Genomic DNA, 22,607 nt, shown 5'->3' with positions numbered 1-22,607 from the left:
CGTCGGTCCGGGCTCGGACGGCGCCCGATCGCCCGTCGACGGACGCCTCGGCGGCCGCGCCTCGAAGCCCTGCGGCCGCTTCACGGGCGGCCCACCGTCATCCGCGCTCCCGCTCGAGCGAGCCGAGCAGCTGCGGCACGATGCGGTAGACGTCGCCGCAGCCGAGCGTGATGACGAAGTCGCCCTCACGGGCGATGCGGGCGGTGTGGTCGGCCGCCTCCTGCCAGTCGGGCACGAAGGCGACGTGCGAGGAGTCGGCGAAACGCTCGCTCACCAGCGCCCCGGTCACGCCTGGCACCGGGTCCTCGCGGGCGCCGTAGACGTCGAGCACGACGGTCTCGTCGGCGAACTCCTCGAGCACCTCGGCGAACTCCTTCGCGAACGCCTGGGTGCGGCTGTAGGTGTGCGGCTGGTGCACGGCGATGATGCGCCCCTCGCCCACGACCGTACGCGCGGCGGCGAGGGCCGCGGCGACCTCGGTCGGGTGGTGCGCGTAGTCGTCGTAGACGCTCACGCCGCCGACGGTGCCGTGCAGCTCGAAGCGGCGACCGGTGCCCGCGAACCGGGCGATGCCGGCCAGGGAGGCCGCGGCGTCGAAGCCGAGCCCCACGAGCACGGCGAAGGCGCCGGCCGCGTTGATGGCGTTGTGCCGGCCGGGCACGAGCAGCTGCGCGCGGTGGTCGACGCCGTCGTACGCGATCGAGAAGGCCACGGGACCGTCGGTCTCGATGGAGTGCACCCGCACCGTGGCATCCGCCGCCTCGCCGAAGGTGACCACGTGCTCGTGCGCGAGACGTTCGGTGACGCGCTTCGCCCCCGCGTCGTCGGAGGAGACGACGACGAGCTCGCTCGCCCGGTCGGCGAAGTCGACGAAGGCCTGCTCGAACGCCGCGCGCGAGCCGTAGTGGTCGAGGTGGTCGGGATCGACGTTCGTGATGAGCGCGATCGCGGTGTCGTAGAGCAGGAAGGACCCGTCGGACTCGTCGGCCTCGACGACGAACAGCTCGTCGGCGCCCGCGCCGGACGAGACGCCGAGGCCCTCGATCACGCCGCCGTTGACGAAGCTCGGATCGGCGCCCTGGGCGAGGAGCCCGGTGACGATCATGCCCGTCGAGGTCGTCTTGCCGTGCGCGCCGGCGACCGAGACCAGGCGCTGGCCCGAGATGAGCCACGCGAGCGCCTGCGAGCGGTGCAGCACCGGGAGGCCGCGCTCGAGCGCCAGCCGGTACTCGGGGTTGTCCTGCCACAGCGCGCCCGTCACGACGACCGCCTCGGCGTCGCCGAGGTTCTCGGCGGCGTGGCCGATGGCGATCTCGGCGCCGAGCTCGCGGAGGGCGGCGATGTTCGCCGAGTCGCGCACGTCGGAGCCGGTCACCCGGTGCCCGGCGTCGAGGAAGAGCCGCGCGATGCCGCTCATGCCGGATCCCCCGATGCCGACGAAGTGCACGGCGCCGAGTTCGGCGGGGATCTGGATCGAGAGATCGGGCTTGATGGTCACGTTCGGGTGCTCTTCCTCGGGTGTCGTCGGTGCGGTCGGGCGGGCGTCGCACGACGTGCGTGCGGATGGTTCGAGGGCGATGCACGTGGCATCCGCCACGTTCAACGTTACGCGCCTCAGGCCTGGTGCGCGGCTCCCCCGCCGAGCGCGGCGTCGATGAGCGCGACCATGCGCGCGGTGCCGTCGCGGACGCCCGCGGTCGCGGCCGCCGCGGCCATCGCGGCGACGCGGTCGCGGTCGGCGAGGAGCGGGACGAGCTCGGCGTCCACCCACTCGGGCACGAATCGCGCGTCGTCGACGAGGATGCCTCCGCCTGCGTCGACCACGCCGGCCGCGTTGAAGCGCTGTTCGCCGTTGCCGACGGGATAGGGCACATACACGGCCGGAAGACCGAGGGCCGCGAGCTCGCTGACCGTCGCCGCGCCGGCCCGGGAGACCGCGAGGTCGGCCGCCGCCAGGGCGAGGTCCATGCGGTCGGCGTACTCGACCATGCGATAGTCGGCCACGCCCGGGTCGTCGACCTCGGAGTTCGCCCCCGTGATGTGCAGCACCTGCCAGCCGGCACCCGTGATGGCGGCCGCGCTGTCGACCATGGTGCGGTTGATGCGACGGGCCCCGAGCGAGCCGCCGGTCGCGAGCAGCACCGGACGATCGGGGTCGAGGCCGAAGAACTCGGCGGCCTCGGCGCGCAGCGCCGCGCGGTCGAGCGACTCGATCTCGCGGCGGAGCGGCATGCCGACCACCTCGGCGTGCGGCAGCGGCGTGCCCTCGAAGGCGACGCCGACCTGCTCGGCCCAGCGTGCGCCGAGCCGGTTCGCGAGGCCCGGCTTCGCGTTCGCCTCGTGGATCACGACGGGGATGCCCGCGCGACGGGCGGCGAGGTAGGCGGGCGTCGAGACGTAGCCGCCGAACCCGACGACGAGCTCGACGCCGCGGTCGGAGATGATCCGCGCGACGTCGTCGATCGAGCGGCTGAACCGCGACGGGAACGCCAGGGCCGCACGGTTGGGTCGGCGCGGGAACGGCACCTTCGCGATCGTCAGGAGCTCGTAGCCGCGCGCCGGGACGAGCCGCGCCTCGAGGCCCTCCGCGGTGCCGAGCACGAGCACCTCGGCGTCGGCGTCGCGCTCGCGGAGCCGGTCGGCGACGGCGAGCAGGGGGTTCACATGGCCGGCGGTGCCGCCGCCGGCGAGCAGGTAGACGCTCATCGGGCGGCACGCTCCGAGGCGCGGGCCCGGCGCGCCGCCGCGCGCGCGGCAGCGCGCGCCGGCGCCTCGGGATCGCGGGCGACCGACAGCACGACGCCGATCGCGACGAGGGTGGTCAACAGGGCGGTGCCGCCGGCCGAGACGAGCGGCAGCGGGACACCGAGGACGGGGAAGACTCCGAGCACGACTCCGATATTGACACAGGCCTGACCGATGACCCACACCATCACGGCCGCGGTGACCGTCTTCGCGAACATCGTGCGCGAGCTGCGGAGCACCCGGGCGAACGCGACCGCGAGCAGCACGAACAGCCCGATGACGACGATCGCGCCGATGAGGCCGAGCTCCTCGCCGATGATGGCGAAGATGAAGTCGTTGTCGGCGGCGGGCAGCCACGACCACTTCGCCGCGGAGTTGCCGAGGCCGACCCCGAAGACGCCGCCGTTCGCGAGCGCGTACGTGCCGTGCATCACCTGCCAGCACGAGTTCAGCGTGTCGGCCGACCCGGTGTCGCAGTTCGAGTCGACGAACGACATGATCCGTCGCATGCGGTTCTCGCTCGAGAACGCCACGATCACGAAGCCCACGACCGCGACCACGATCGGCAGCAGCAGGAGCCGCAGCCGCACCCCGATGAGGAACAGCGCGCCGAGCAGCATCGCGCCCATGATCATCACGGTGCCGAGGTCGCCGCCGAGGAGGACGAGGCCGATCGCCCCGCCGCCGACGAGCAGGATCGGCAGCACGCCGTGGGTGAAGTCGCCGAGCTTGTCCTGCTTCTTCGTGACGATGAGCCCGAGCCAGATGACGAGGGCGACCTTGATGAACTCGGAGGGCTGGAACTGCACGGGGCCGATGCGCAGCCAGTTCGTGTTGCCGCCGTCCTCGATGCCGAGGTCGGTGGCGACCACGAGCAGCTGGGGGATGCAGGTGATGATGAGCGCGGGCCAGGCGATGCGCATCCAGAAGCGCTCGGGCATGCGGCTCGCGATGAGCATCGCCGGGATGCCGATGATCGCGAACACGCCCTGCCGGACGGCCTGGTCGAGCAGCCCGCCGTCCTCCAGGTACGACTCGACCAGCGACGCCGAGAGCACCATGACGAGGCCGAGGACGACGAGGAAGAGCGTCGTTCCGAGCAGCAGGAAGTAGTCGGCCGACTCGACGCGGAAGACCCGCCCGAGCCGGATGCGGGCGGCCGAGACGCCCTGCTGGTCAGCCTTCTGGCGACGGGTCGAGCGGGGCGGAGTCGCCATCCGCCTCACCTCCCAGCATCGTTCTGACCGCCTCGTGGAACCGCCGGCCGCGATCGCCGTAATCGGCGAACTGGTCCATCGACGCCGCAGCGGGCGCGAGGAGCACGGTGTCGCCCTCTGCGGCGACCGACGCGGCCAGTGCGACCGCCTCGGGCATCACCTGTTCAGTGTCGTCGGCGATCACCTCGAAGAGGGGCAGCTCGGGCGCGTGTCGGCGGAACGCCGCCACGAGCAGCTCGCGATCGACGCCGATCACGATCGCCGCGCGCAGTCGCCCCACGTGCGCCGCGACGAGCGCGTCCGCGTCGACGCCCTTGAGGAGCCCGCCCACGATCCAGACGACGCGGCCGAACGCCCGCAGCGACGCCTCGGCGGCGTGCGGGTTCGTGGCCTTCGAGTCGTCGATCCAGCGGACGCCCCCGGCCACGGCCACCGTCTCGATGCGGTGCGCGTCGAGCCTGAAGTCGTTCAACGCGTCGTGGACGACGCCGACCGGCACGCCGAAGGATCGCACGAGCGCCGACGCGGCGAGGATGTTCGCGACCACGTGCGGCGCGTCGAGTCCCCGCGGTTCGAGCTCGGCGAGGGTCGTGATCTCGAGCGCGGTGTTGCGCCGGTCGTCGAGGTACGCCCGATCGGCGAGGATGCCCTCGACGACGCCGAAGTCGCTCGGCCCGGGCACGTCGAGGCCGAAGCCGATCGCCCTGGCACCCTCTTCGACCTCGGCGTCCTCGACCATGCGCCGGGTCGCCTCGTCGGCGCGGTTGAAGACGCAGGCGTGCTTCGTGTTCTCGTACACCTTCGCCTTCGCCGCGCGGTACGCCTCGAACGATCCGTGCCAGTCGAGGTGGTCGTCGGCGATGTTGAGGACGACGCTCGCCCACGGGTGCACCGCGCCGACGCCGACGGTCGGGAGGTGGTGCAGTTGGTAGCTCGAGAGCTCGACCACGAGCACGTCGAACCCGCCGGGGTCGCGCACCGCGTCGAGCACCGGCACGCCGATGTTGCCGCACGGGGCGGCCCGCAGGCCGTTCGCCGCGAGGAACGTCGCGGTCATCTGCACGGTCGTCGTCTTGCCGTTCGTGCCCGTCACGAGGATCCACTCGGCGGCGTTCACCTTGTCGCGCACGCGCCAGGCGAGCTCGATGTCGCCCCAGACGGCGACGCCCTCGCGGCCCGCCCACTCGAGCACCGGGTGGTCGGGGTGGAACCCGGGCGAGACCACGACGACCTCGGGCGCGAACGCCTCGAGTTCGGCCGGCACGACGTCGAGGGGGTGGCGGAGGAGCTTCGCGCCGATCACCTCGAGGATGCGGGCGCGGTCGTCGTCGACCTCGGGCGCGACGACGAGGACGTCGGCGCCGAGCTCGGTGAGTGTGTCGGCCACCGCGAAGCCGGTGACGCCGACCCCGAGCACCGCGACCCTGAGCCCGCGCCAGTCCGCGTTCCAGCTCGTGAGGGTGTCGAGACGGTCCGGGGCCGACGCCGAGGCATCCGCCATCAGCTCTGCAGCCATTCGAAGTAGAACGCGCCGACGCCCGCCGCGACGAAGAGTCCGGCGATGATCCAGAAGCGCACGACGATCGTGACCTCGGCCCACCCCTTCAGCTCGAAGTGGTGGTGGATCGGACTCATCAGGAAGATGCGCTTGCCGTGCGTCACCTTGAAGTAGGCCCGCTGCAGGATGACCGAGCCGGTCTCGATGACGAAGAGCCCGCCGATGATGATGACGAGGAGCTCGGTGTGGCTCACGACCGCCAGTGCGGCCAGGGCGCCGCCGAGGCCGAGCGATCCGGTGTCGCCCATGTAGATCTTCGCCGGGTTCGTGTTCCACCAGAGGAACCCGATGAGCCCGCCGACGATGGCGGCCGACACGATCGCGATGTCGAGCGGGTCGCGCACGTTGTAGCAGCGGTACTCGTCGCTCGGGTTGAGCCCGACCGCGCCGCACGCCTGGTTGAACTGCCAGAACCCGATGAACACGAACGACCCGATCGCGAGGATCGAGGCGCCGCCGGCGAGGCCGTCGAGGCCGTCGGTCACGTTGACGCCGTTCGAGGTCGCCGACGCGATCAGGCAGATCCAGACGACGTACAGGAGGATGCCGAAGAAGGTGCCGAACACCATGAAGTCGAGCGGCAGGTCGCGGATGAACGAGATCTTCGTGTTCGCGGGCGTCACGCCCTGCGCGTTCGGGAACTGGAGCGCGAGCAGCGCGAAGATCGCCGCGACGATCACCTGGCCCGCGACCTTCGCCCAGCCGCCGAGCCCGAGGCTCTGCTTCTTGCGGGTCTTCAGGAAGTCGTCGACGAAGCCGACGAGGCCGAGGCCCACCATCATGAAGAGCACCAGCAGGCCCGAGGCGGTGGGCTTCTCGTTCGAGACGAGCAGCGTCGCGACGAAGTAGCCGAACAGCGCGCCGAGGATGAAGATGATGCCGCCCATCGTGGGCGTGCCGCGCTTGACGTGATGGCTCTGCGGCCCGTCGTCACGGATGAACTGGCCCCAGCCGATCCGCGTGAACAGGCGGATGAACAGCGGGGTCAGGAACAGCGTGAAGGCGAGCGACAACGCTCCGGCGGTCAGCAGTGCTCTCACGCGAACCATCCTCCCAGTCGGTCGCCGAGCAGGCAGTTCGACTGCCCAGCCTCGCCGAGATGATGCACTGCGCTCACGCGAACCATTCTCCCAGTCGGTCGCCGAGCAGGCGGAGACCCGCCGAGTTCGACGATTTCACCAAAATCGTGTCACCGGGGCGGGCGCCCGCGGTGACGAGCTCGAAGGCCTCGTCGGCGGTCTCGACGTACGCCGATTCGCCGTCCCACGATCCTTCGTTGATCGCGGAGATGTGCAGTCGACGCGCGGCCTGGCCGACGACGACGAGCTGCGAGATCCCGAGGCGCACGGCGAGGAGGCCGATGCGGTCGTGCTCCTCCCCCGAGAACTCGCCGAGCTCGCTCATCTCGCCGAGGACGGCGATCGTGCGGCTGCCGGGCTCTCGCACCTGGGCGAGGGTCTTGAGTGCGGCCGACATCGAGTCGGGACTCGCGTTGTACGCGTCGTTGATGACGGTGATGCCGTCGCGACCGCCCATGAGCTGCATGCGCCAGCGCTCGGCGAGGGTCACCTGCTCGAGGGCGGCGACCACGTCGGCGAGGGGCACGCCGAGCTCGATGGATGCCGCGACCGCGGCCAGTGCGTTCATGACGTGGTGCTCGCCGAGCACCCCGAAGTGCACCCGAGCCTGCTCGCCGCCGGGCACCGTCACCGTGAAGTCGGTGCCGCGCGAGTGGGCGCGGAGCTCGGTCGCGCGGACCTCGGCGGTGTCGCCGAGTCCGAACCAGACGACGCGGGCGTCGGTGAGGCCGGCCATCGGAACGACTCGCGGGTCGTCGGCGTTGAGCACCGCCACGTCGCCGGGCAGCAGGTCGGTGACCATCTCGGACTTCGCCTGCACGGTCTTCTCGATGCCGCCGAACTCGCCGGCGTGCGCGAGGCCGACCTTCAGCACGATGCCGACGTCGGGGCGCGCCATGCGGATGAGGCGGGCGATCTCGCCGACGCCGGAGGCGCCCATCTCGGCGACGAGGAACTCGGTGTCCTCCGCGAGCTCGAGCATGGTGACGGGAGCGCCGACCTCGTTGTTGTACGAGGCGCGCGCGGCGACGGTCGGGCCGACCTGCTCGAGCACGGCGCGCAGCAGGTTCTTCGTCGTGGTCTTGCCGTTCGAGCCGGTGACGCCGACGATGCGCAGCCTGCCGAGGGCGCGCACCCGGCGCACGACCTCGGTCGCGAGGGCGCCGAGCGCGTCGATCGAGTCGGCGACCACGATCTGCGGCACGGGCAGTTCGAGGGCGTGCTCGACGATCAGGACGGCGGCGCCGCGCTCGACCGCGGACGGTGCGAAGCGGTGGCCGTCGTCGAACTCGCCGCGCTTGGCGACGAACACGTCACCCGCGCCGATCTCGCGCGAGTCGGTCGTGACGGCGCCCGAGACGACGGTCTCGGCGGTCGCGGGCGAGCCGTCGAGACGGAGGGTGCCGCCCGCGGCCGACGCGATCTCGGAGAGCGTGAGCGCGATCATTCGAGCCACCCCGCTTCGCGGAGCGCCTGCTTGGAGTCTTCGCGTGCCGAGTACGGGATCTTCACGCCTTTCACTTCGTGGTAGTCCTCGTGGCCGGGTCCGGCGTAGAGGATGGCGTCGCCGTCGCCGGCGAGGGCCAGGGCCGCACGGAACGCCGCCCTCGGGTCGGCGATCTCGTGGATCTCGCGTTCGGGCACGGCCTCGCGCGCGCCGGCGATCAGCGCGGCGCGGATCGCCGCCGGATCCTCGAATCGAGGGTGGAAGTCGGTGATGACGACGACATCGGCGCCACGGGCGGCGATCGCGCCCATCTCGGCGCGCTTCGTCGTGTCGCGGTCGCCGTCGGCGCCGAAGACCATGATGACGCGACCCGAGGTCGAGCGGCGGATCGCGCCGAGCGTCTGGAGGAACGCGTCGGGGCTGTGCCCGTAGTCGATGTAGACGATCGGACCGCGATCGCCCGAGATGCGCTCGGCGCGACCGGGGATGTAGGCGTCGATGCCGCCGTCGCGCTCGAGTGCGACGGCGATGCGATCGAGGTCGTAGCCCGCTTCGGTGAGCATGACGATCGCCAGCGCGGCATTCGCCGCCATGTACCAGCCGAGCAGCGGCACGCGCGTCTCGAGCCGGCGCCCGTCGGGCGCGTCGAGCGCGAACGCCGTGTACGCGGCCGCCTCGTCGAGGATCGTGAGTCGCCAGTCGGCCGGAACCTCGGCGTCGCTCGTCAGCGTCGTCACCGGGATCCGCGACTCGGCCACGAGCCGGCGGCCCCACTCGGAGTCGACCGTGACGACCCCGCGGCGGGCGCGATCGGGCTGGAAGAGCTCGCGCTTCGCCTCGAAGTACTCGGTCATGTCGGCGTAGTCGTCGAGGTGGTCGTGCGTGAGGTTCGTGAAGCCGGCGACGTCGAAGACGAGCCCGTCGACCCGGTGCCGCGAGAGCGCCTGCGCCGACACCTCGATGCCGACGGCGCGCACCTCGACCTCGCGCATGCGGGCGAGCAGCGCGTGCAGCTCGCTCGCCTCGGGAGTGGTGAGCGAGCTCGTCACGGCCTCGTCGCCGATGCGCCGTTCGGCGGTCGAGGTGAGTCCGGCCGTCACGCCGAGCTGGCGGAGGATGCCGTAGAGCAGGTACACGACGCTCGTCTTGCCGTTCGTGCCGGTCACCGCGAACGTGGTCGCCGGGTTCTCGGCCGTGCGGTGGATCCACGCGGCGACCTCGCCGAGCGCTGCGCGGGCGTCGGGGGTGACGAGGATCGGCAGGCCGGACTCGGCGGCGAGCGTCGCGCCGGCCTCGTCGGTGAGCACGGCGACCGCACCCGCGTCGCGGGCGGCGACCGCGTAGCCGGCGCCGTGGGCGTTGCGCCCTGGCACGCCGACGTAGAGGTCGCCGGGGCGCACGGCGCCGGAGGCGAGGCCCGCGCCCGTGACCTCGAGGTCGCCGAGCTCGCCGCGCACGTCGAACCCGAACTCCTCGGCGAGGCCGCGGAGCGATCGGGGGCTCGGGTGCTGCGGCCGGAGGGCCGTTGGAGGCGATCCGGTCACGAACCCAACTTTCTCACCAGGTGGCTGGCAGATCGGGCGCCGGGGCGCCGGATGGAACGGTCCGATACTTCTTCAGCACCTGGCTCATCACTTCTTGGAAGACGGGAGCGGATGCGGCGGACGAGTTCATCTTAACGGCATTCTGGAAGCTCACCGAAACGACGAACTCGGGATCGTCGGCCGGAGCGAAGCCGGAGACGGAGACGAGGTAGCCGGGCAGGTACTGCCCGTCGGGACCGGCGACCTGCGCGGTGCCCGTCTTCGCGGCGACGCGGTACCCCGGGATCTCCCACCGGTCGGCGAGCCAACCCTCGGCGTACACGCGCTCGAGCATCGCGCTCGTCTCGTCGGCGGCCTTCTCGGAGACCACCCTCGTGCCCTGCGCCGGCGGGGAGGTCGTCTCCCCGTCGGCGGTCGTGCAACCGTCGACGAGCGTGACCGGCATGCGCACGCCGCCGTTCGCGAGGGTCTGGTAGACGCTCGCGATCTGCACGGCGGTCGTGGTGAGGCCCTGTCCGAACATGGTCGCGTACTTCGTCTGGTTGTCCCAGTCGTCGGGGTCGCCGTGCAGGTCGCCCGCGGCCTCCTGGGGGAATCCGACCTCCGTCGGCTCGCCGAGCCCGAAGTCGAGCATGTCCTCGTAGCGCTGCCGGTCGCTGATCCGCTCGCCGAACATCGACATCCCGGTGTTCGACGAGTCGACGAGGACGCCCGTGAGCGTGAGCCGCGAGTCGTCGTGATACGCGCTGTCGTTGATGTTCGCGCCGTTCGGCGGCAGGTACCGGTACGGCGCGATGATCTGGTCGACCGGCGTCGCCTTGCCCGCGTCGAGCACCGAGGCGGCCGTGAGCGCCTTGAACGTCGAGCCGGGCTCGAACGGCGCCGTGAACGCGCGCGAGCCGCGGTCGTCGGCGTCGGTCGCCGACGGGTCGTTCGGGTCGACGGTCGGCACGTCGGCGATCGCCAGCAGGCGCCCGGTCTTCACCTCCATGACCGTCACCGTCGCCCAGTCGGCGCCGACGGCCCGACGCTGCTCCTCGGCGACGCGCTGCACGAAGTACTGCAGGTCGGCGTCGATCGTGAGCTTCAGCGTGCCGCCGTCCTTCGCCTGCTTGTGCACGATCTCGCTGCCGGGGATGGGCACCCAGTCGGCCGCGCTGTGCAGGTAGCTGACCTCGCCGTCGGTGCCGGCGAGGCACTGGTCCTCGGCGAGCTCGAGGCCCTGGAGCGGCGTGCCGTCGTCGGGCTGCACGAACCCGAGGAGGTTGCCGCCGACCGCGCCGTTCGGATACGTGCGGCTGGGGTGCTTCTCGGCGTACACCCATGGGACGTCGAGGGCCTTGACCGCCTCGTACGATTCCGTGTCGACCTGCTTCGCGAGGAAGGCGTAGTCGGAGTCGGGGTCCTCCGCGAGCTTCGAGGTGACCACCCCGATCACCTGGTCGGCGGTGAGGCCGAGCAGGGGACCGAGCTCGGCCGCCGCCGGTGCGAGCGCGGCGACGAGCTCCTCGGTCGTGACCTCGGCCTTCCGCTTCGGGTCCTTCTTCTGCCGCTCTTCGAGGACCGCCAGCTGCGCCTGCTTCGGCGAGATGACGATGTCGTAGCGCATCACGCTGTCGGCGAGCACGGTGCCGTTCGCGTCGACGATGTCGCCGCGGGCGCCCCATACCTTCACCGGCTGGGATCTCGCATCCTGCGACTTGGCGTTCAGCGCGGAGGCGCGCACCACCTGGATGTCGACGAGCTTCACGACGAACACCCCGACGAGCACGAGGAGCACGACCGCCGAGGCGAGGATCCTGCGCATCGGGTGGCGACTCGTCCGGTTCATCCGCTGCGATCCTCGTTCGTGCTCGTGGTGCTGGTGCTGGTGCTAGTGGGTGGCCGGCGTCGGCAGGCCCTCGCCGACCGGCGGAGGTGCCGGAGCCTGAGCGGGGACCTCGGCCCCCGATCCGCCCGCCGCCCCCGCTGCGGTCTCGCCCTTCGGAGTCTCCTCCGCGGGCTGCTCGGTCACGAGCGGCACGCCGTCGATGAGCGCATTCGGGACGAGCGGCGCGGATGCCGCGGCTCCCCCGGTCGCCGCGGACGGGTCGCCGCTCACGGATCCGTCGGAGAGCCGGAGCAGCACCGGGTTCGAGTTCGGGACCATGCCGAGCGCCTCGGCGTTCGCGGCGAGGTACTGCGGCGACTCGACCCGGTCGAGGTCCTCCCGGAGCTGCTGCTCCTGGCGGTCGAGGGTGGACTGCTGCATCGTCGCCGCGTCGATGTCGTAGGCGCCCTGCGTGATGGCGATCGAGAGCAGCAGCTGCGCGACGACGATGACCGCGACGCCGGCGACCGCGATGATCGCGTACGCGAGCCGGGGCTTCGCACGACCGCCGCCGGGTTCGGGCGCGGGGCGGAGCCATCGGGGCCGCTCGGGTGCGCGCCGGGGCGCGGGAAGGGACTGGGCCGGCACAGCGCTCATGACGGCCTCCTCACTCGTTCTGCGGCGCGCAGTCGCACCGGCTTCGCACGCGGGTTCTCCGCCTGCTCGGATTCACTCGCGAGCTCCGCGCCCCTGACGAGGAGCTTCCACTGCGGGCGGTGCTCGGGCAGCTCCATCGGAAGCCCTGCGGGTGCCGACGAGCTCGATGCGGCCTGCAGCACCCGCTTGACGATGCGGTCCTCGAGCGACTGGTACGCGAGCACGACGATGCGGCCGCCGACGGCGATCGAGTCGAGGGCCGCGGGCATCGCCCGCTCGAGCACCGACAGCTCCTCGTTCACCTCGATGCGGAGGGCCTGGAAGACCCGCTTCGCCGGGTGCCCCTGTCGCTGCACGGCCACCGGGGTCGCCGCCTGGATCACGGCGACGAGTTCGGCCGATCGCGTGATCGGGGCCTCCTCGCGCGCCCTGACGATGGCGCGCGCGTAGCGTGCCGCGAGCTTCTCCTCGCCGTAGTCGAGGAAGATGCGTCGCAGCTCGTCCTCGCTCGACTCCGCGATGACGTCGGCCGCGGTGCGCCCCTTCGTGAAGTCCATCCGCATGTCGAGCGGGGCGTCCTTCGAGTAGGCGAAGCCGCGCTCGGCGCGGTCGAGCTGCAACGAGGAGACGCCGAGGTCGAAGAGCACGCCCTGCACCTCGGTGAACCCCTCGGACCGGACCGCCTTCGCGATGCCGTCGTAGACCGTGTGCACGAAGCGGGCCCGGTCGCCGTACTTCGCGAGGCGCTCGCGGGCGATGCCGAGCGCGTCGGTGTCGCGGTCGAGGCCGATGACGGTGAGCTCGGGGAAGCGTTCGAGGAACGCCGCGGTGTGGCCGCCCATGCCGAGGGTCGCATCGACCATCACCGCGCCGCGCTGCTCGAGCGCCGGGGCGAGCAGCTCGAGCGTGCGCTCGAGCATGACCGGGGTGTGAATGCGTTCGATGTCCATGATTCCGCCTTGCCTTCCGGGCCTTCGAGCCCTGATCCCCATCCGTTCGTCCTGATGCGGGGAAGTGCACCAGGCCCGGCCGGCTGGGAGTCGGGACCCGTGGATCAGAAGAGTCCGGGGATCACCTCCTCCGCCGTCTCCGCGAAGGCCGCCTCCTGCTCGGCGAGGTAGCTCTGCCACGCCGCCTGGTCCCAGATCTCCACCCGGCTGCCGGCGCCGATGACCGTGAGGTCCCGGTCGAGCCCCGCATAGCTGCGGAGCATGGCTGGGATGGTGACCCGGTTCTGCTTGTCGGGGGTCTCCGCGGACGCCCCCGAGAGGAACACGCGCATGTAATCGCGTGCCTGCTTGCTCGTGACCGGGGCTTGGCGGATCTTCTCGCTCATGCTCTCGAACTCGCGAGCGCTGAACACGTAGACGCAGCGCTCCTGCCCGCGTGTCAGCACGAGCCCGTTCGACAGCTCCTCCCGGAATTTCGCCGGAAGAATGACGCGGCCCTTCTCATCGAGCTTTGGTTCGTAACTCCCGAGGAACACCGCACCACCCCCTTTCCTCCGGCCAGAATCCAGGTGCCCCCACTTTACTCCACCTCCATCCACCGATCAACGATATTCGCTCGAATTCGCTGAGGATCGGTCGGAGATCTCCCGTGTTCACGCGGATTTCCGCGGGTGGAGGAAGGTGGAGGGAATCGACACGCCGGAGGGGCGAAATGGGGTCGATCACGGCCCGGATGCCTCGCGACGACCCCCGCGGCGACGGGACGGGCGCCCCGGGGACACGAAAAACGGGCCGATCAGACGATCGGCCCGTTCAGGTGGTGCGAAGTGGAGTGGCTACTCGTGCCCGTCCTGGCGACGGTCCCAGCGCTCGTTCATGCGGTCCATGAAGCCCGAGCCGGAGCGCGGCTTGGCCGCACCGGAGGACTGCTCGCTCGGAGCAGGGGCCGCGGCCCCGCGCTTCGACGGGGTGATCGCGACGAGCACGCCGGCGAACATGAGCGCGAAGCCCAGGATGCCGACGATCAGGATCTGCGTCGCGACGCCGACGATCAGCGCACCGACGCCGGCGACGGCGAGCAGCACGCCGAGCACGATGGCGCGGTAGTTCGGTCGCCGACCACGCACGCCACCGACGGCATGCACGAAATCGGCATCGTTGCGATAGAGGTTCCGCTCCATCTCCTCGAGAAGACGTTGCTCCTGCTCTGAAAGCGGCATCTCTTTCCCCTCAGGCTCGGGATCGACGCATCCGAGTCCATTCTAGCCCTGCGTTGCGTCGGTAGGCTAGGCGGGTGGCTCACAGCTCCCGACTGGTCGATATGGTGCACGAACGCATCGAGGAATTCCTCGCCGAACGCACCTCCATTCTCCGCTCGATCAGCGCCGATCTCGAACCGCTCGACGGCTTCTCTCGGCGCTTTCTCAGCGGCGGAAAACGGTTCCGCGCACTCTTCTGCTACTGGGGCTGGGAGTCCGTGCGAACGCGCGGCTTCGATCCCTTCGAGTCGGCAGGGGGGCCCGACCGGTTCCCGGTCGTCTCGGCCGCCGCCGCGCTCGAGCTCTTCCACGCCGCGGCGCTCGTGCACGACGACCTCATCGACCGTTCCGACACCCGCCGGGGCCTCCCCTCCGCGCACCGCCTCTTCGAGGGGCTCCACGCCGATTCCGGCTGGGCCGGGGACTCCGCCGACTTCGGCGTCGACTCGGCGATCCTCCTCGGCGACCTCCTGCTCGGCTGGAGCGACGAGATCCTCGACGAGGGGCTCGACGCCCTCGGCGACCGCGCGGCCGCCCGCGCGGCGCGTCGCGAGTTCATGCGGATGCGCACCGAGGTCACGGCGGGCCAGTACCTCGACATCCTCGAGGAGCGCGCCTGGAACGTGCAGCCCGACGACGAGCAGCGGGTTCGCGCCGAACGCGTCATCGTCTACAAGTCGGCGAAGTACAGCATCGAGGCGCCACTCGTGATCGGCGCCTCGATCGCCGGGGCCGACGAGGCGCAGCTCCGCGCGCTCCGCGACTTCGGCCTGCCCCTCGGCATCGCCTACCAGCTGCGCGACGACCTGCTCGGCGTGTTCGGCGACCCCGAGGTCACCGGCAAGCCGAGCGGCGACGACCTCCGGGAGGGCAAGCGGACCGTGCTCATCGCGATCGCACGCGGACGGCTCTCGGCCGGACAGCGGCGACTCCTCGACGAACTCCTCGGCGACCCGTCGCTGAGCGCCGAGCAGGTGCGGATGCTGCAGCGCACGATCACCGAATGCGGAGCCGTCGACGAGGTCGAAGACCTCATCGCCGGGAACGCGGCCCGAGCGGTCGCGGCCCTCGACGACGCACCGCTCGGCAACGAGGCCCGCAACGAGCTCGCCGCGATGGCGAAGACGGTCACCCGCCGCACGAGCTGAGCGACGCGGAGCGCGCTCGGCCCGGCCGGCTCGAGCTCAGGCCAGCGCCTGGGCGATCCGTCGGACCTCCGCCTTCCGGCCGGCGCGCAGCGCGTCGATCGGGGTGGTGCCGAGGCTGTCCTCCTCGGCGAGGAACCACTCGAGCGCCTCGGTGTCGCTGAAGCCCGCGTCGGCGAGCACGATCGCGGTGCCGTGGATCTCGGGCATCGGCGCGTCGTTCTTGATGAAGACGGCGGGGACCTTCAGCACGCCGTCGACGCGAGCGGCCAGCAGATGCCGGTCGTCGATCATGCGGCGCACGCGGCTGGGGCTCTCGCCCAGCAGCTCGACGAGGTCGGGAACGGTCAGCCAGGTGGTCTGGGCGGCATCGGTCACAGCACAAGCCTGCCACGTCCGGGGGCCGACCGGGAAGTGGCGCCCCGAGCCGAGGGCGTTCGGCGGAACGGGCGCGGGCCGGCCCCCTCGCCCGCGTCCGCCCCGAGTCGGCGGACTCGCGGCCGGGTGTTTGACTCGCCCCGACGCCTGTGCGACGGTGGCGAGAGCCGGAGCTCCAGGCCGGCGAAGGGGGAACCATGGCGTACGACGTCGACGACGCCGGCGGGCGCGAACCGCGTCGACCCGGCGGACGCGGGCCGGCTCGCGGCATCCGCGGGCTGCTCACCGTGCCGCTCGCCGTGGTGAGCGCCGTGGCCGTCACCCTGGGCATCGCCCAGCCGGCCGAAGCCGCGCCGCAGCCGGTCAAGCGCCAGCCGAAGGCGAAGGCGTCGACCTCCGGGGCGGCCGTGCGCGCCGCCGCGGCCACGGGCGCCGTGCCGGCGGAGATCGTCGTCGCCGAGGGCGACACGGTCAGCGGCATCGCCGAGCGGTACGGCCTCTCGACCGCGGAGGTGCTCGCCCACAACGGGCTCGGCTGGTCGAGCCTGATCTTCCCCGGCCAGCGCCTCGCACTGCCCGGCGGCCGTGCGGCCGCGCCGGCGCCGCCCGCCCGCGACGCCATCGCGAAGCACCTCGTCGTCGACGGCGACACGATGAGCGGCATCGCCGAGCGTTACGGCGTCGCGCTGGACGAGCTGCTCAGGGTCAACGGACTCGGCCGCCAGTCCCTCATCTTCCCCGGCGAGGCGATCGTGCTGCCGCCCGACGCCGACGATCGCTCGGCGGACGCCTCGGCTCCCCCGCCCGTCACCGCGCCATCCGCCGCGGAGCCCGGTGCGACCGCTCCGGCCGACACGCACCTCGTCGTCGACGGCGACACCGTATGGGACATCGCGGCACGGAACGACGTCGAGGTCGCCGCGCTCATCGCGGCGAACGGACTCGACGCGAACGCGACGATCAGGGCGGGCCAGCGGCTCGCCATCCCCCGGCCGGTCCCGGTCGTCGCCGTCGCGTCCGTGAGCGTCGTGCTCACCGAGGAGATGCGCGCCAACGCCCAGCTCATCGTCGACGTGGGGCGAGAGCTCGGCGTTCCCGACTCGGGGATCGTCGTCGCCCTCGCAGCGGCCGCCCAGGAGTCCGGGCTGAAGAACGTCCGGCACGGCGATCGCGACTCGCAGGGGCTCTTCCAGCAGCGACCGAGCCAGGGCTGGGGCACGGTCGAGGAGGTGCTCGACCCGGTCCGCGCCGCGACCGCCTTCTACGGCGGCCCGACCAATCCCAACCCCGGCGTCACCGCCGGGCTGCTCGACATTCCCGGATGGGAATCGATGTCGCTCACCGAGGCGGCGCAATCGGTGCAGCGGAGCGCCCACCCCGACCACTACGCCAAGTGGGAGGCGCAGGCGAAGGCCTGGCTCGCCGAGCTCGGCTGACCCGCATCACGATGGGGTTTCGATCGGCGCGTCTGCGGCGTTTGTTCAGATCGGGGCATATGCCGTTTCGTAGACTCGGACGGTGACCAACGCGCCCGCTGACCCGATGATCGGCCGTCTCATCGACGGCCGCTATCAGGTGCGCTCCCGGATCGCCCGTGGCGGCATGGCGACCGTCTACCTCGCGACCGACCTCCGTCTGGAGCGGCGGGTCGCGATCAAGATCATGCACGGTCACCTGGCCGACGACAACACCTTCAAGACGCGCTTCGTGCAGGAGGCCCGTTCGGCCGCCCGGCTCGCGCACCCGAACGTCGTGAACGTCTTCGACCAGGGCCAGGACGCCGACATGGCGTACCTCGTCATGGAGTACCTGCCCGGCATCACGCTCCGCGAGCTCCTGAAGGACTACAAGAAGCTCACCCCCGAGCAGACCGTCGACATCATGGACGCGGTGCTCTCCGGCCTCGCCGCGGCGCACAAGGCCGGCATCGTGCACCGCGACCTCAAGCCCGAGAACGTGCTGCTCGCCGACGACGGCCGCATCAAGCTCGGCGACTTCGGGCTGGCCCGCGCCGCCAGCGCGAACACCGCGACGGGGCAGGCACTCCTCGGGACGATCGCCTACCTCTCCCCCGAGCTCGTGACCCGCGGGGTCGCCGACGCTCGCAGCGACATCTACGCCGTCGGCATCATGATGTTCGAGATGCTGACGGGCGAGCAGCCGTACGTCGGCGAGGCGCCGATGACGATCGCGTACCAGCACGCGAACGACGAGGTCCCGGCACCCAGCTCGAAGAACCCGGCCGTGCCGGCGGAGCTCGACGAGCTCGTGCTCTGGGCCACGCGCCGCGACCCCGACGAGCGCCCACGCGACGCCCGCGAGCTGCTCGACCGCCTGCGCGAGGCCGAGCCGGTGCTGCGCTCCTCGCACGTCCCGCTCACCACCCAGGCGACGATGGTGCTGCCCGCCGCCGGCGAGCCGCTGGGCACCGCCACGGCCGAGACGCGCGTGCTCGGCGCAGCGGCGCTCGCCGCTCCCGCGGCGGTCGCGACGGCCGAGGGGTCGGACGGCGACGACGCCGCCGAGCTCTCGACGAGCGCCGCACGACGCAAGCGGCGCGGCTACTGGATCCTCGCGCTCGTCCTCCTCGTCACCGGCCTCGCCGCCGGAACGGGCTGGTACTTCGGCGCCGGCCCCGGCGCGTACGTGACGATCCCCGACACGACCGCGAAGACGCCCGAGGCGGCGCTCGAGCTGCTCACCGACGCCGGGTTCCAGGTGAAGCAGGAGACCCGCACCGATCCCGAGATCGCCGCAGGCTCCGTCATCGACACCGATCCCGCCGGCGGGAGCTCGGCGCGCAACGGCTCTACGGTGATCCTCCTCGTCTCCGAGGGGCCGCGCATCCTCGAGGTGCCCGACGTCGTCGGCCAGCCGGTCGACGCGGCGAACGAACTGCTCGCCGAGTTCACGCTCCTCGACCCCGTCGAGCAGTTCTCGGCCGACGTGCCGCCCGGCTCCGTGATCGGCGCCCTGGGCGCCGACGGCGAGGCGCTTCCGTCGAGCTACCCCGAGCGGGGCGAGGTCACCCTGATCGTCTCGGTCGGCCCGGTGCCGCCCGTCGAGGGCCTCGCCGTCGCCGACGCCGAGGCGAAGCTGAAGGACGCCGGGCTCGAGGTGACCTACAAGGACCCGGTCTTCTCGAACGACGTCCCGAAGGACCACGTCGTCACCGCCGACTGGCTGAGCGACCCCATGCGCCCGGGGTCGACCGTCGAGCTGACGGTGTCGAAGGGCCAGGACCTGGTCGCGGTGCCGAACGTCGTCGGCAAGCCCCTCCAGGACGCGATCGACGAGCTCGAGGCCGCCGGGTTCAAGGTCGCCCACAGCTTCCCCGAGGCCTTCATCGCCTTCGCCACCGTGAGCGAGCAGAACCCGGCCGCCGAGACGCAGGCGATCCGCGGCAGCACGATCACCCTCGTCGCCACCCTCACCGTCTGAGCGGCACCGGCACGTCGGCTCCGCGCGGCGGTCCAGCGGGGCGCCTGCACACGCCTTCGACCGTGCCGGCCCGCGTCCCGGCCTTCCCCGTCGTCGGCGTGCGTCCCGGGAGCACGAGTTCGGCGCGGGGCATCCGCCCGAGAAGGGGATGCCCCGCGCCGACGTCGGGGATCGTGCGGGCTAGCGCGCCGCGAGCTCCTCGGCCACGAGGAACGCGAGCTCGAGCGACTGCATGTGGTTCAAGCGGGGGTCGCACAGCGACTCGTAGCGCGTCGCGAGCGTCGCCTCGTCGATCTGCTCGGAGCCGCCGAGGCACTCGGTGACGTCGTCGCCGGTGAGCTCGACGTGGATGCCGCCCGGGTGCGTGCCGGCCGCGCGGTGCGCCTCGAAGAAGCCCTTGACCTCGTCGACGACGTCGTCGAAACGACGGGTCTTGTAGCCGGTCGGCGTCGTGATGCCGTTGCCGTGCATCGGGTCGGTCACCCACAGCGGGTTCGCGTCGCTCTGCTTGACGGCCTCGAGCAGCGGCGGCAGCGCCTCGCGGATCTTGCCCGCGCCCATGCGCGTGATGAAGGTGAGACGGCCCGGCTCGCGCTCGGGATCGAGCTTCTCGATGAGCTCGAGCATCGTCTCGGGGCTCGTCGTCGGGCCGAGCTTCACGCCGATCGGGTTGCGGACGCGCGAGAGGAAGTCGACGTGCGCGCCGTCGAGCTCGCGCGTGCGCTCCCCGATCCAGATGAAGTGGCCGCTCGTGACGTACGGAGTGCCCGTGCGCGAGTCGATGCGCGTCATCGGCCGCTCGTAGTCCATCAGCAGGCCCTCGTGGCCGGTGTAGAACTCGGTGTGCTTGAGCGCCTCGAAGTCGGCACCGCAGGCATCCATGAACTTCACGGCGCGGTCGATCTCGCGCGCCATCGACTCGTAGCGGGAGTTCGCGGGGTTCTTCGCGAAGCCCTGGTTCCACGAGTGCACCTGGCGCAGGTCGGCGAAGCCGCCCTGCGTGAAGGCGCGGATGAGGTTCAGCGTCGACGCGGCCGTGTGGTAGCCGCGGATCAGGCGACCGGGATCGGCGGCGCGCGACTCGGGCGTGAAGTCGTACCCGTTGACGATGTCGCCGCGGTACGCGGGCAGCGTCACGTCACCGCGGGTCTCGTGGTCGCTCGAACGCGGCTTCGCGAACTGGCCCGCCATGCGGCCCATCTTCACGACCGGCATCGAGGCGCCGTACGTGAGCACCACGGCCATCTGCAGGACCGTCTTCACGCGGTTGCGGATCTGGTCGGCGGTCGCACCGGCGAAGGTCTCGGCGCAGTCGCCGCCCTGGAGGAGGAAGGCCTCACCGCGCGAGGCGGCCGCGAGGCGCTCGCGCATCGTGTCGACCTCGCCCGCGAAGACCAGCGGCGGCAGCGTGGCGAGCTCGGCCGAGGCCGCGCGCGCCGCCTCGGCGTCGGGCCAGGTGGGCTGCTGCTTGATCGGCAGCTCGCGCCAATAGTCGAGGCCCGCGATCACGGAAGGATCTGCGTTCACGAAGGGCTCGACAAGCTGTACCACGGGTGTGTCCTGAGGGGTGAGGGGCGCTGGTGCGCCGTGATGCGGAACGGCGACGCAGTTCGCGCCGCCGCGCCTCGAGCCTACCGCGATTGGGAGGCCCGCTGCTCCTTCACGGAACTCGCGTACACGTCGACGTATTCCTGGCCGCTCAACGCGCGGAGACGGTAGACGAGCTCGTCCGTCACAGAACGCAACACGAAGCGATCGCCCTCGAGACCCTCGAAGCGGGAGAAGTCGATCGGCTCGCCGACGATGATCCCGATGCGGCGCACCTTCGGCAGCCGGGTGCCGATGGGCATGACGTGCTCGGTGCCGATCATCGCCACGGGGATCACGGGGACGCCCGATTCGAGGACCATGCGCGCGACGCCGGTGCGCCCGCGGTAGAGCTTGCCGTCGGGGCTGCGGGTGCCCTCGGGGTAGATGCCGAGGATGCTGCCCTCGGCGAGCACGCGGAGACCGGTGTTCAGGGATGCCTCGGAGGCCTTGCCTCCGGAGCGGTCGATCGGCAGCTGGCCGGCAGCCTGGAAGAACACGCGGGTCGCCCAGCCCTTGAGCCCCTTGCCGGTGAAGTAGTCGCTCTTCGCGAGGAAGACCACCGGGCGGTCGACGACGAGCGGCAGGAAGATCGAGTCGATGAAGGAGAGGTGGTTCGACGCCAGCACCACGGCGCCCTCCTTGGGCACGTTCTCGAGCCCGACGACCCACGGCCTGAAGATCGAGAGGAGGATCGGCCCGATCACGAGGTTCTTCATGATCCAGTAGAACACCGCGCGGCTCCCTTCTCGTGGCGCATCGATCAGCCTACCGCCGGCCCGCTCAGGCGTGCTCGGCGACCCACACGCGGGCGAGGTCGGCCGCGCCGACGACGCCGGCGTCGTTCTGGAGCTCGGCGACGACGAAATCGGGCTCGGGGTGGTAGCCCCGCGCCGGGAGGTGCTCGAGATACGACTCGCGGATGGGGTCGAGCAGCAGGTCGCCCGCGATCGCGACGCCTCCCCCGAACACGAAGCGCTGCGGGTCGAGCACCGCCGAGAGGCTCGCTGCGGCCTCGCCCAGCCAGTGCCCGAGCTGGCGCAGCGCCGCGACGGCGCCGGGGTCGCCCTCGGCGATGAGCCCGCCGACGAGGGCGCCGTCGAGCTCGCCGTGCTCGGCGCGGGCACGTGCGAGCGCCTGCCCGATCCCGCCGGCGTCGGCGATCTCGCCGGCCATGCGCAGGAGGGCCCGCCCCGAGCCGTACTGCTCGATGCACCCGCGCTGGCCGCAGCCGCACGCGAGCCCGTCGGGCACGACGCGGAGGTGGCCGAGCTCGGCGCCCGCGCCGAATCCGCCGCGGAACAGCCGGTCGTTCGCGACGATCGCGCCGCCGACGCCGGTGCCGATCGTGAGCATGACCATGTCGCTGACGAGACGCCCCGCGCCGAACCGGAACTCGGCCCAGCCCGCCGCATTTGCGTCGTTGTCGACGACGACGGTGCCGCCCACGCGCGCCTCGAGCTTCTCGCGCAACGGCTCGTTGCGCCAGTCGATGTTCGGCGCGTAGTAGAGGGTCGACTGCGCGGCGTCGACGAATCCGGCCGCGGCGACGCCGACGGCGCCGATCTCCTCGCCGGCGCGGAGGCCCTCGATCATCTCGACGACGGCGGTCTCGAGGCTCGCCGCGTCGCCGGCGGGCGTCGGGACGCGGTCGCTGCGGACGATGCCGCCGAGCTCGTCGACGACCGCTCCGGCGATCTTCGTCCCCCCGATGTCGATTCCGATCGCGTGCACGCGGACGCCGCCTTTCTGGGACAAAAGAGGAACGAGGCTGATTCGTGCCGGGACCG

At 71.6% G+C, this 22,607-nt stretch carries 19 protein-coding genes; 3 read left to right on the top strand and 16 right to left on the bottom strand.

All coding sequences use genetic code 11. The annotated features are described in order from the left end of the window. Positions 1 to 97: 97 nt before the first annotated feature. The 12 genes from murC to ACFVSL_RS14115 all read right to left on the bottom strand — a co-directional run bounded on the left by murC (position 98) and on the right by ACFVSL_RS14115 (position 14,227). Positions 98 to 1,498 carry a UDP-N-acetylmuramate--L-alanine ligase gene (gene murC / locus ACFVSL_RS14170; protein ID WP_386941620.1) on the bottom strand — a complete coding sequence of 467 codons (1,401 nt, stop codon included), beginning with the start codon at positions 1,496 to 1,498 and terminating at the stop codon, positions 98 to 100. 116 nt (positions 1,499 to 1,614) lie between these two features. Then, complete coding sequence (gene murG / locus ACFVSL_RS14165) at positions 1,615 to 2,706, bottom strand: undecaprenyldiphospho-muramoylpentapeptide beta-N-acetylglucosaminyltransferase (RefSeq protein WP_386941619.1); 1,092 nt, start codon at positions 2,704 to 2,706, stop codon at positions 1,615 to 1,617. Then, positions 2,703 to 3,962 carry a putative lipid II flippase FtsW gene (gene ftsW / locus ACFVSL_RS14160; RefSeq protein WP_386941618.1) on the bottom strand — a complete coding sequence of 420 codons (1,260 nt, stop codon included), beginning with the start codon at positions 3,960 to 3,962 and terminating at the stop codon, positions 2,703 to 2,705. Before ftsW ends, murG begins: the two co-directional genes overlap by 4 nt. After that, complete coding sequence (gene murD / locus ACFVSL_RS14155) at positions 3,922 to 5,478, bottom strand: UDP-N-acetylmuramoyl-L-alanine--D-glutamate ligase (RefSeq protein WP_386941617.1); 1,557 nt, start codon at positions 5,476 to 5,478, stop codon at positions 3,922 to 3,924. The genes ftsW and murD overlap by 41 nt, the downstream gene beginning before the upstream one ends. After that, positions 5,463 to 6,560, bottom strand: coding sequence for a phospho-N-acetylmuramoyl-pentapeptide-transferase (mraY, locus tag ACFVSL_RS14150; protein ID WP_386941616.1), 1,098 nt, complete (start codon positions 6,558 to 6,560; stop codon positions 5,463 to 5,465). The genes murD and mraY overlap by 16 nt, the downstream gene beginning before the upstream one ends. Before the next feature lie 73 nt (positions 6,561 to 6,633). Continuing rightward, positions 6,634 to 8,046 carry a UDP-N-acetylmuramoyl-tripeptide--D-alanyl-D-alanine ligase gene (gene murF, locus ACFVSL_RS14145; RefSeq protein WP_386941615.1) on the bottom strand — a complete coding sequence of 471 codons (1,413 nt, stop codon included), beginning with the start codon at positions 8,044 to 8,046 and terminating at the stop codon, positions 6,634 to 6,636. Beyond that, positions 8,043 to 9,590: a Mur ligase family protein gene (locus tag ACFVSL_RS14140; protein ID WP_386941614.1), complete on the bottom strand. Its 1,548-nt coding sequence runs from the start codon at positions 9,588 to 9,590 to the stop codon at positions 8,043 to 8,045. Before ACFVSL_RS14140 ends, murF begins: the two co-directional genes overlap by 4 nt. A gap of 13 nt (positions 9,591 to 9,603) precedes the next feature. Further along, positions 9,604 to 11,421, bottom strand: coding sequence for a peptidoglycan D,D-transpeptidase FtsI family protein (locus ACFVSL_RS14135; protein ID WP_386941613.1), 1,818 nt, complete (start codon positions 11,419 to 11,421; stop codon positions 9,604 to 9,606). A 42-nt stretch (positions 11,422 to 11,463) separates the two neighbouring features. Next, entirely contained in the window at positions 11,464 to 12,057 is a 594-nt protein-coding gene (locus ACFVSL_RS14130) for a hypothetical protein (RefSeq protein ID WP_386941612.1), read from the bottom strand. Continuing rightward, on the bottom strand, positions 12,054 to 13,007 hold the full coding sequence (gene rsmH / locus ACFVSL_RS14125; RefSeq protein WP_386941611.1) for a 16S rRNA (cytosine(1402)-N(4))-methyltransferase RsmH: 954 nt from the start codon (positions 13,005 to 13,007) through the stop codon (positions 12,054 to 12,056). Before rsmH ends, ACFVSL_RS14130 begins: the two co-directional genes overlap by 4 nt. A gap of 104 nt (positions 13,008 to 13,111) precedes the next feature. After that, complete coding sequence (gene mraZ, locus ACFVSL_RS14120) at positions 13,112 to 13,543, bottom strand: division/cell wall cluster transcriptional repressor MraZ (RefSeq protein ID WP_026378744.1); 432 nt, start codon at positions 13,541 to 13,543, stop codon at positions 13,112 to 13,114. Between the two features lie 300 nt (positions 13,544 to 13,843). Further along, positions 13,844 to 14,227 (bottom strand): DUF3040 domain-containing protein, encoded by a 384-nt coding sequence (locus ACFVSL_RS14115; protein WP_386941610.1) that lies wholly within the window; start codon positions 14,225 to 14,227, stop codon positions 13,844 to 13,846. A 74-nt stretch (positions 14,228 to 14,301) separates the two neighbouring features. On the opposite strand from ACFVSL_RS14115, the gene ACFVSL_RS14110 reads away from it, so the two are divergent. Next, complete coding sequence (locus tag ACFVSL_RS14110; RefSeq protein WP_386941609.1) at positions 14,302 to 15,414, top strand: polyprenyl synthetase family protein; 1,113 nt, start codon at positions 14,302 to 14,304, stop codon at positions 15,412 to 15,414. A 36-nt stretch (positions 15,415 to 15,450) separates the two neighbouring features. Here the strand turns inward: ACFVSL_RS14110 and ACFVSL_RS14105 are convergent, their stop codons facing one another. Continuing rightward, complete coding sequence (locus tag ACFVSL_RS14105; RefSeq protein ID WP_386941608.1) at positions 15,451 to 15,789, bottom strand: Rv2175c family DNA-binding protein; 339 nt, start codon at positions 15,787 to 15,789, stop codon at positions 15,451 to 15,453. 197 nt (positions 15,790 to 15,986) lie between these two features. Between ACFVSL_RS14105 and ACFVSL_RS14100 the strand changes: the two genes are divergently transcribed. Together ACFVSL_RS14100 and pknB are read left to right on the top strand one after the other, a co-directional pair. Next, on the top strand, positions 15,987 to 17,225 hold the full coding sequence (locus ACFVSL_RS14100; RefSeq protein WP_386941607.1) for a LysM peptidoglycan-binding domain-containing protein: 1,239 nt from the start codon (positions 15,987 to 15,989) through the stop codon (positions 17,223 to 17,225). Between the two features lie 82 nt (positions 17,226 to 17,307). Beyond that, positions 17,308 to 19,230, top strand: a complete 1,923-nt coding sequence (gene pknB, locus ACFVSL_RS14095; RefSeq protein WP_386941606.1) for a Stk1 family PASTA domain-containing Ser/Thr kinase — start codon at positions 17,308 to 17,310, stop codon at positions 19,228 to 19,230. A 180-nt stretch (positions 19,231 to 19,410) separates the two neighbouring features. On the opposite strand, the gene ACFVSL_RS14090 is transcribed toward pknB, so the two are convergent. From ACFVSL_RS14090 to ACFVSL_RS14080, 3 genes are all read right to left on the bottom strand, one after another. Further along, positions 19,411 to 20,781: a class II 3-deoxy-7-phosphoheptulonate synthase gene (locus tag ACFVSL_RS14090; protein WP_386941605.1), complete on the bottom strand. Its 1,371-nt coding sequence runs from the start codon at positions 20,779 to 20,781 to the stop codon at positions 19,411 to 19,413. Positions 20,782 to 20,861: 80 nt separating this feature from the next. Beyond that, positions 20,862 to 21,551, bottom strand: coding sequence for a lysophospholipid acyltransferase family protein (locus tag ACFVSL_RS14085; protein ID WP_386941604.1), 690 nt, complete (start codon positions 21,549 to 21,551; stop codon positions 20,862 to 20,864). 49 nt (positions 21,552 to 21,600) lie between these two features. Then, on the bottom strand, positions 21,601 to 22,551 hold the full coding sequence (locus ACFVSL_RS14080; protein WP_386941603.1) for an ROK family glucokinase: 951 nt from the start codon (positions 22,549 to 22,551) through the stop codon (positions 21,601 to 21,603). Between the last annotated feature and the right edge of the window lie 56 nt (positions 22,552 to 22,607).

It is taken from the genome of Agromyces sp. NPDC058064 (assembly GCF_042885275.1).
GTDB lineage: Bacteria > Actinomycetota > Actinomycetes > Actinomycetales > Microbacteriaceae > Agromyces.
This window is presented reverse-complemented; position numbering and strand designations above follow the sequence as displayed.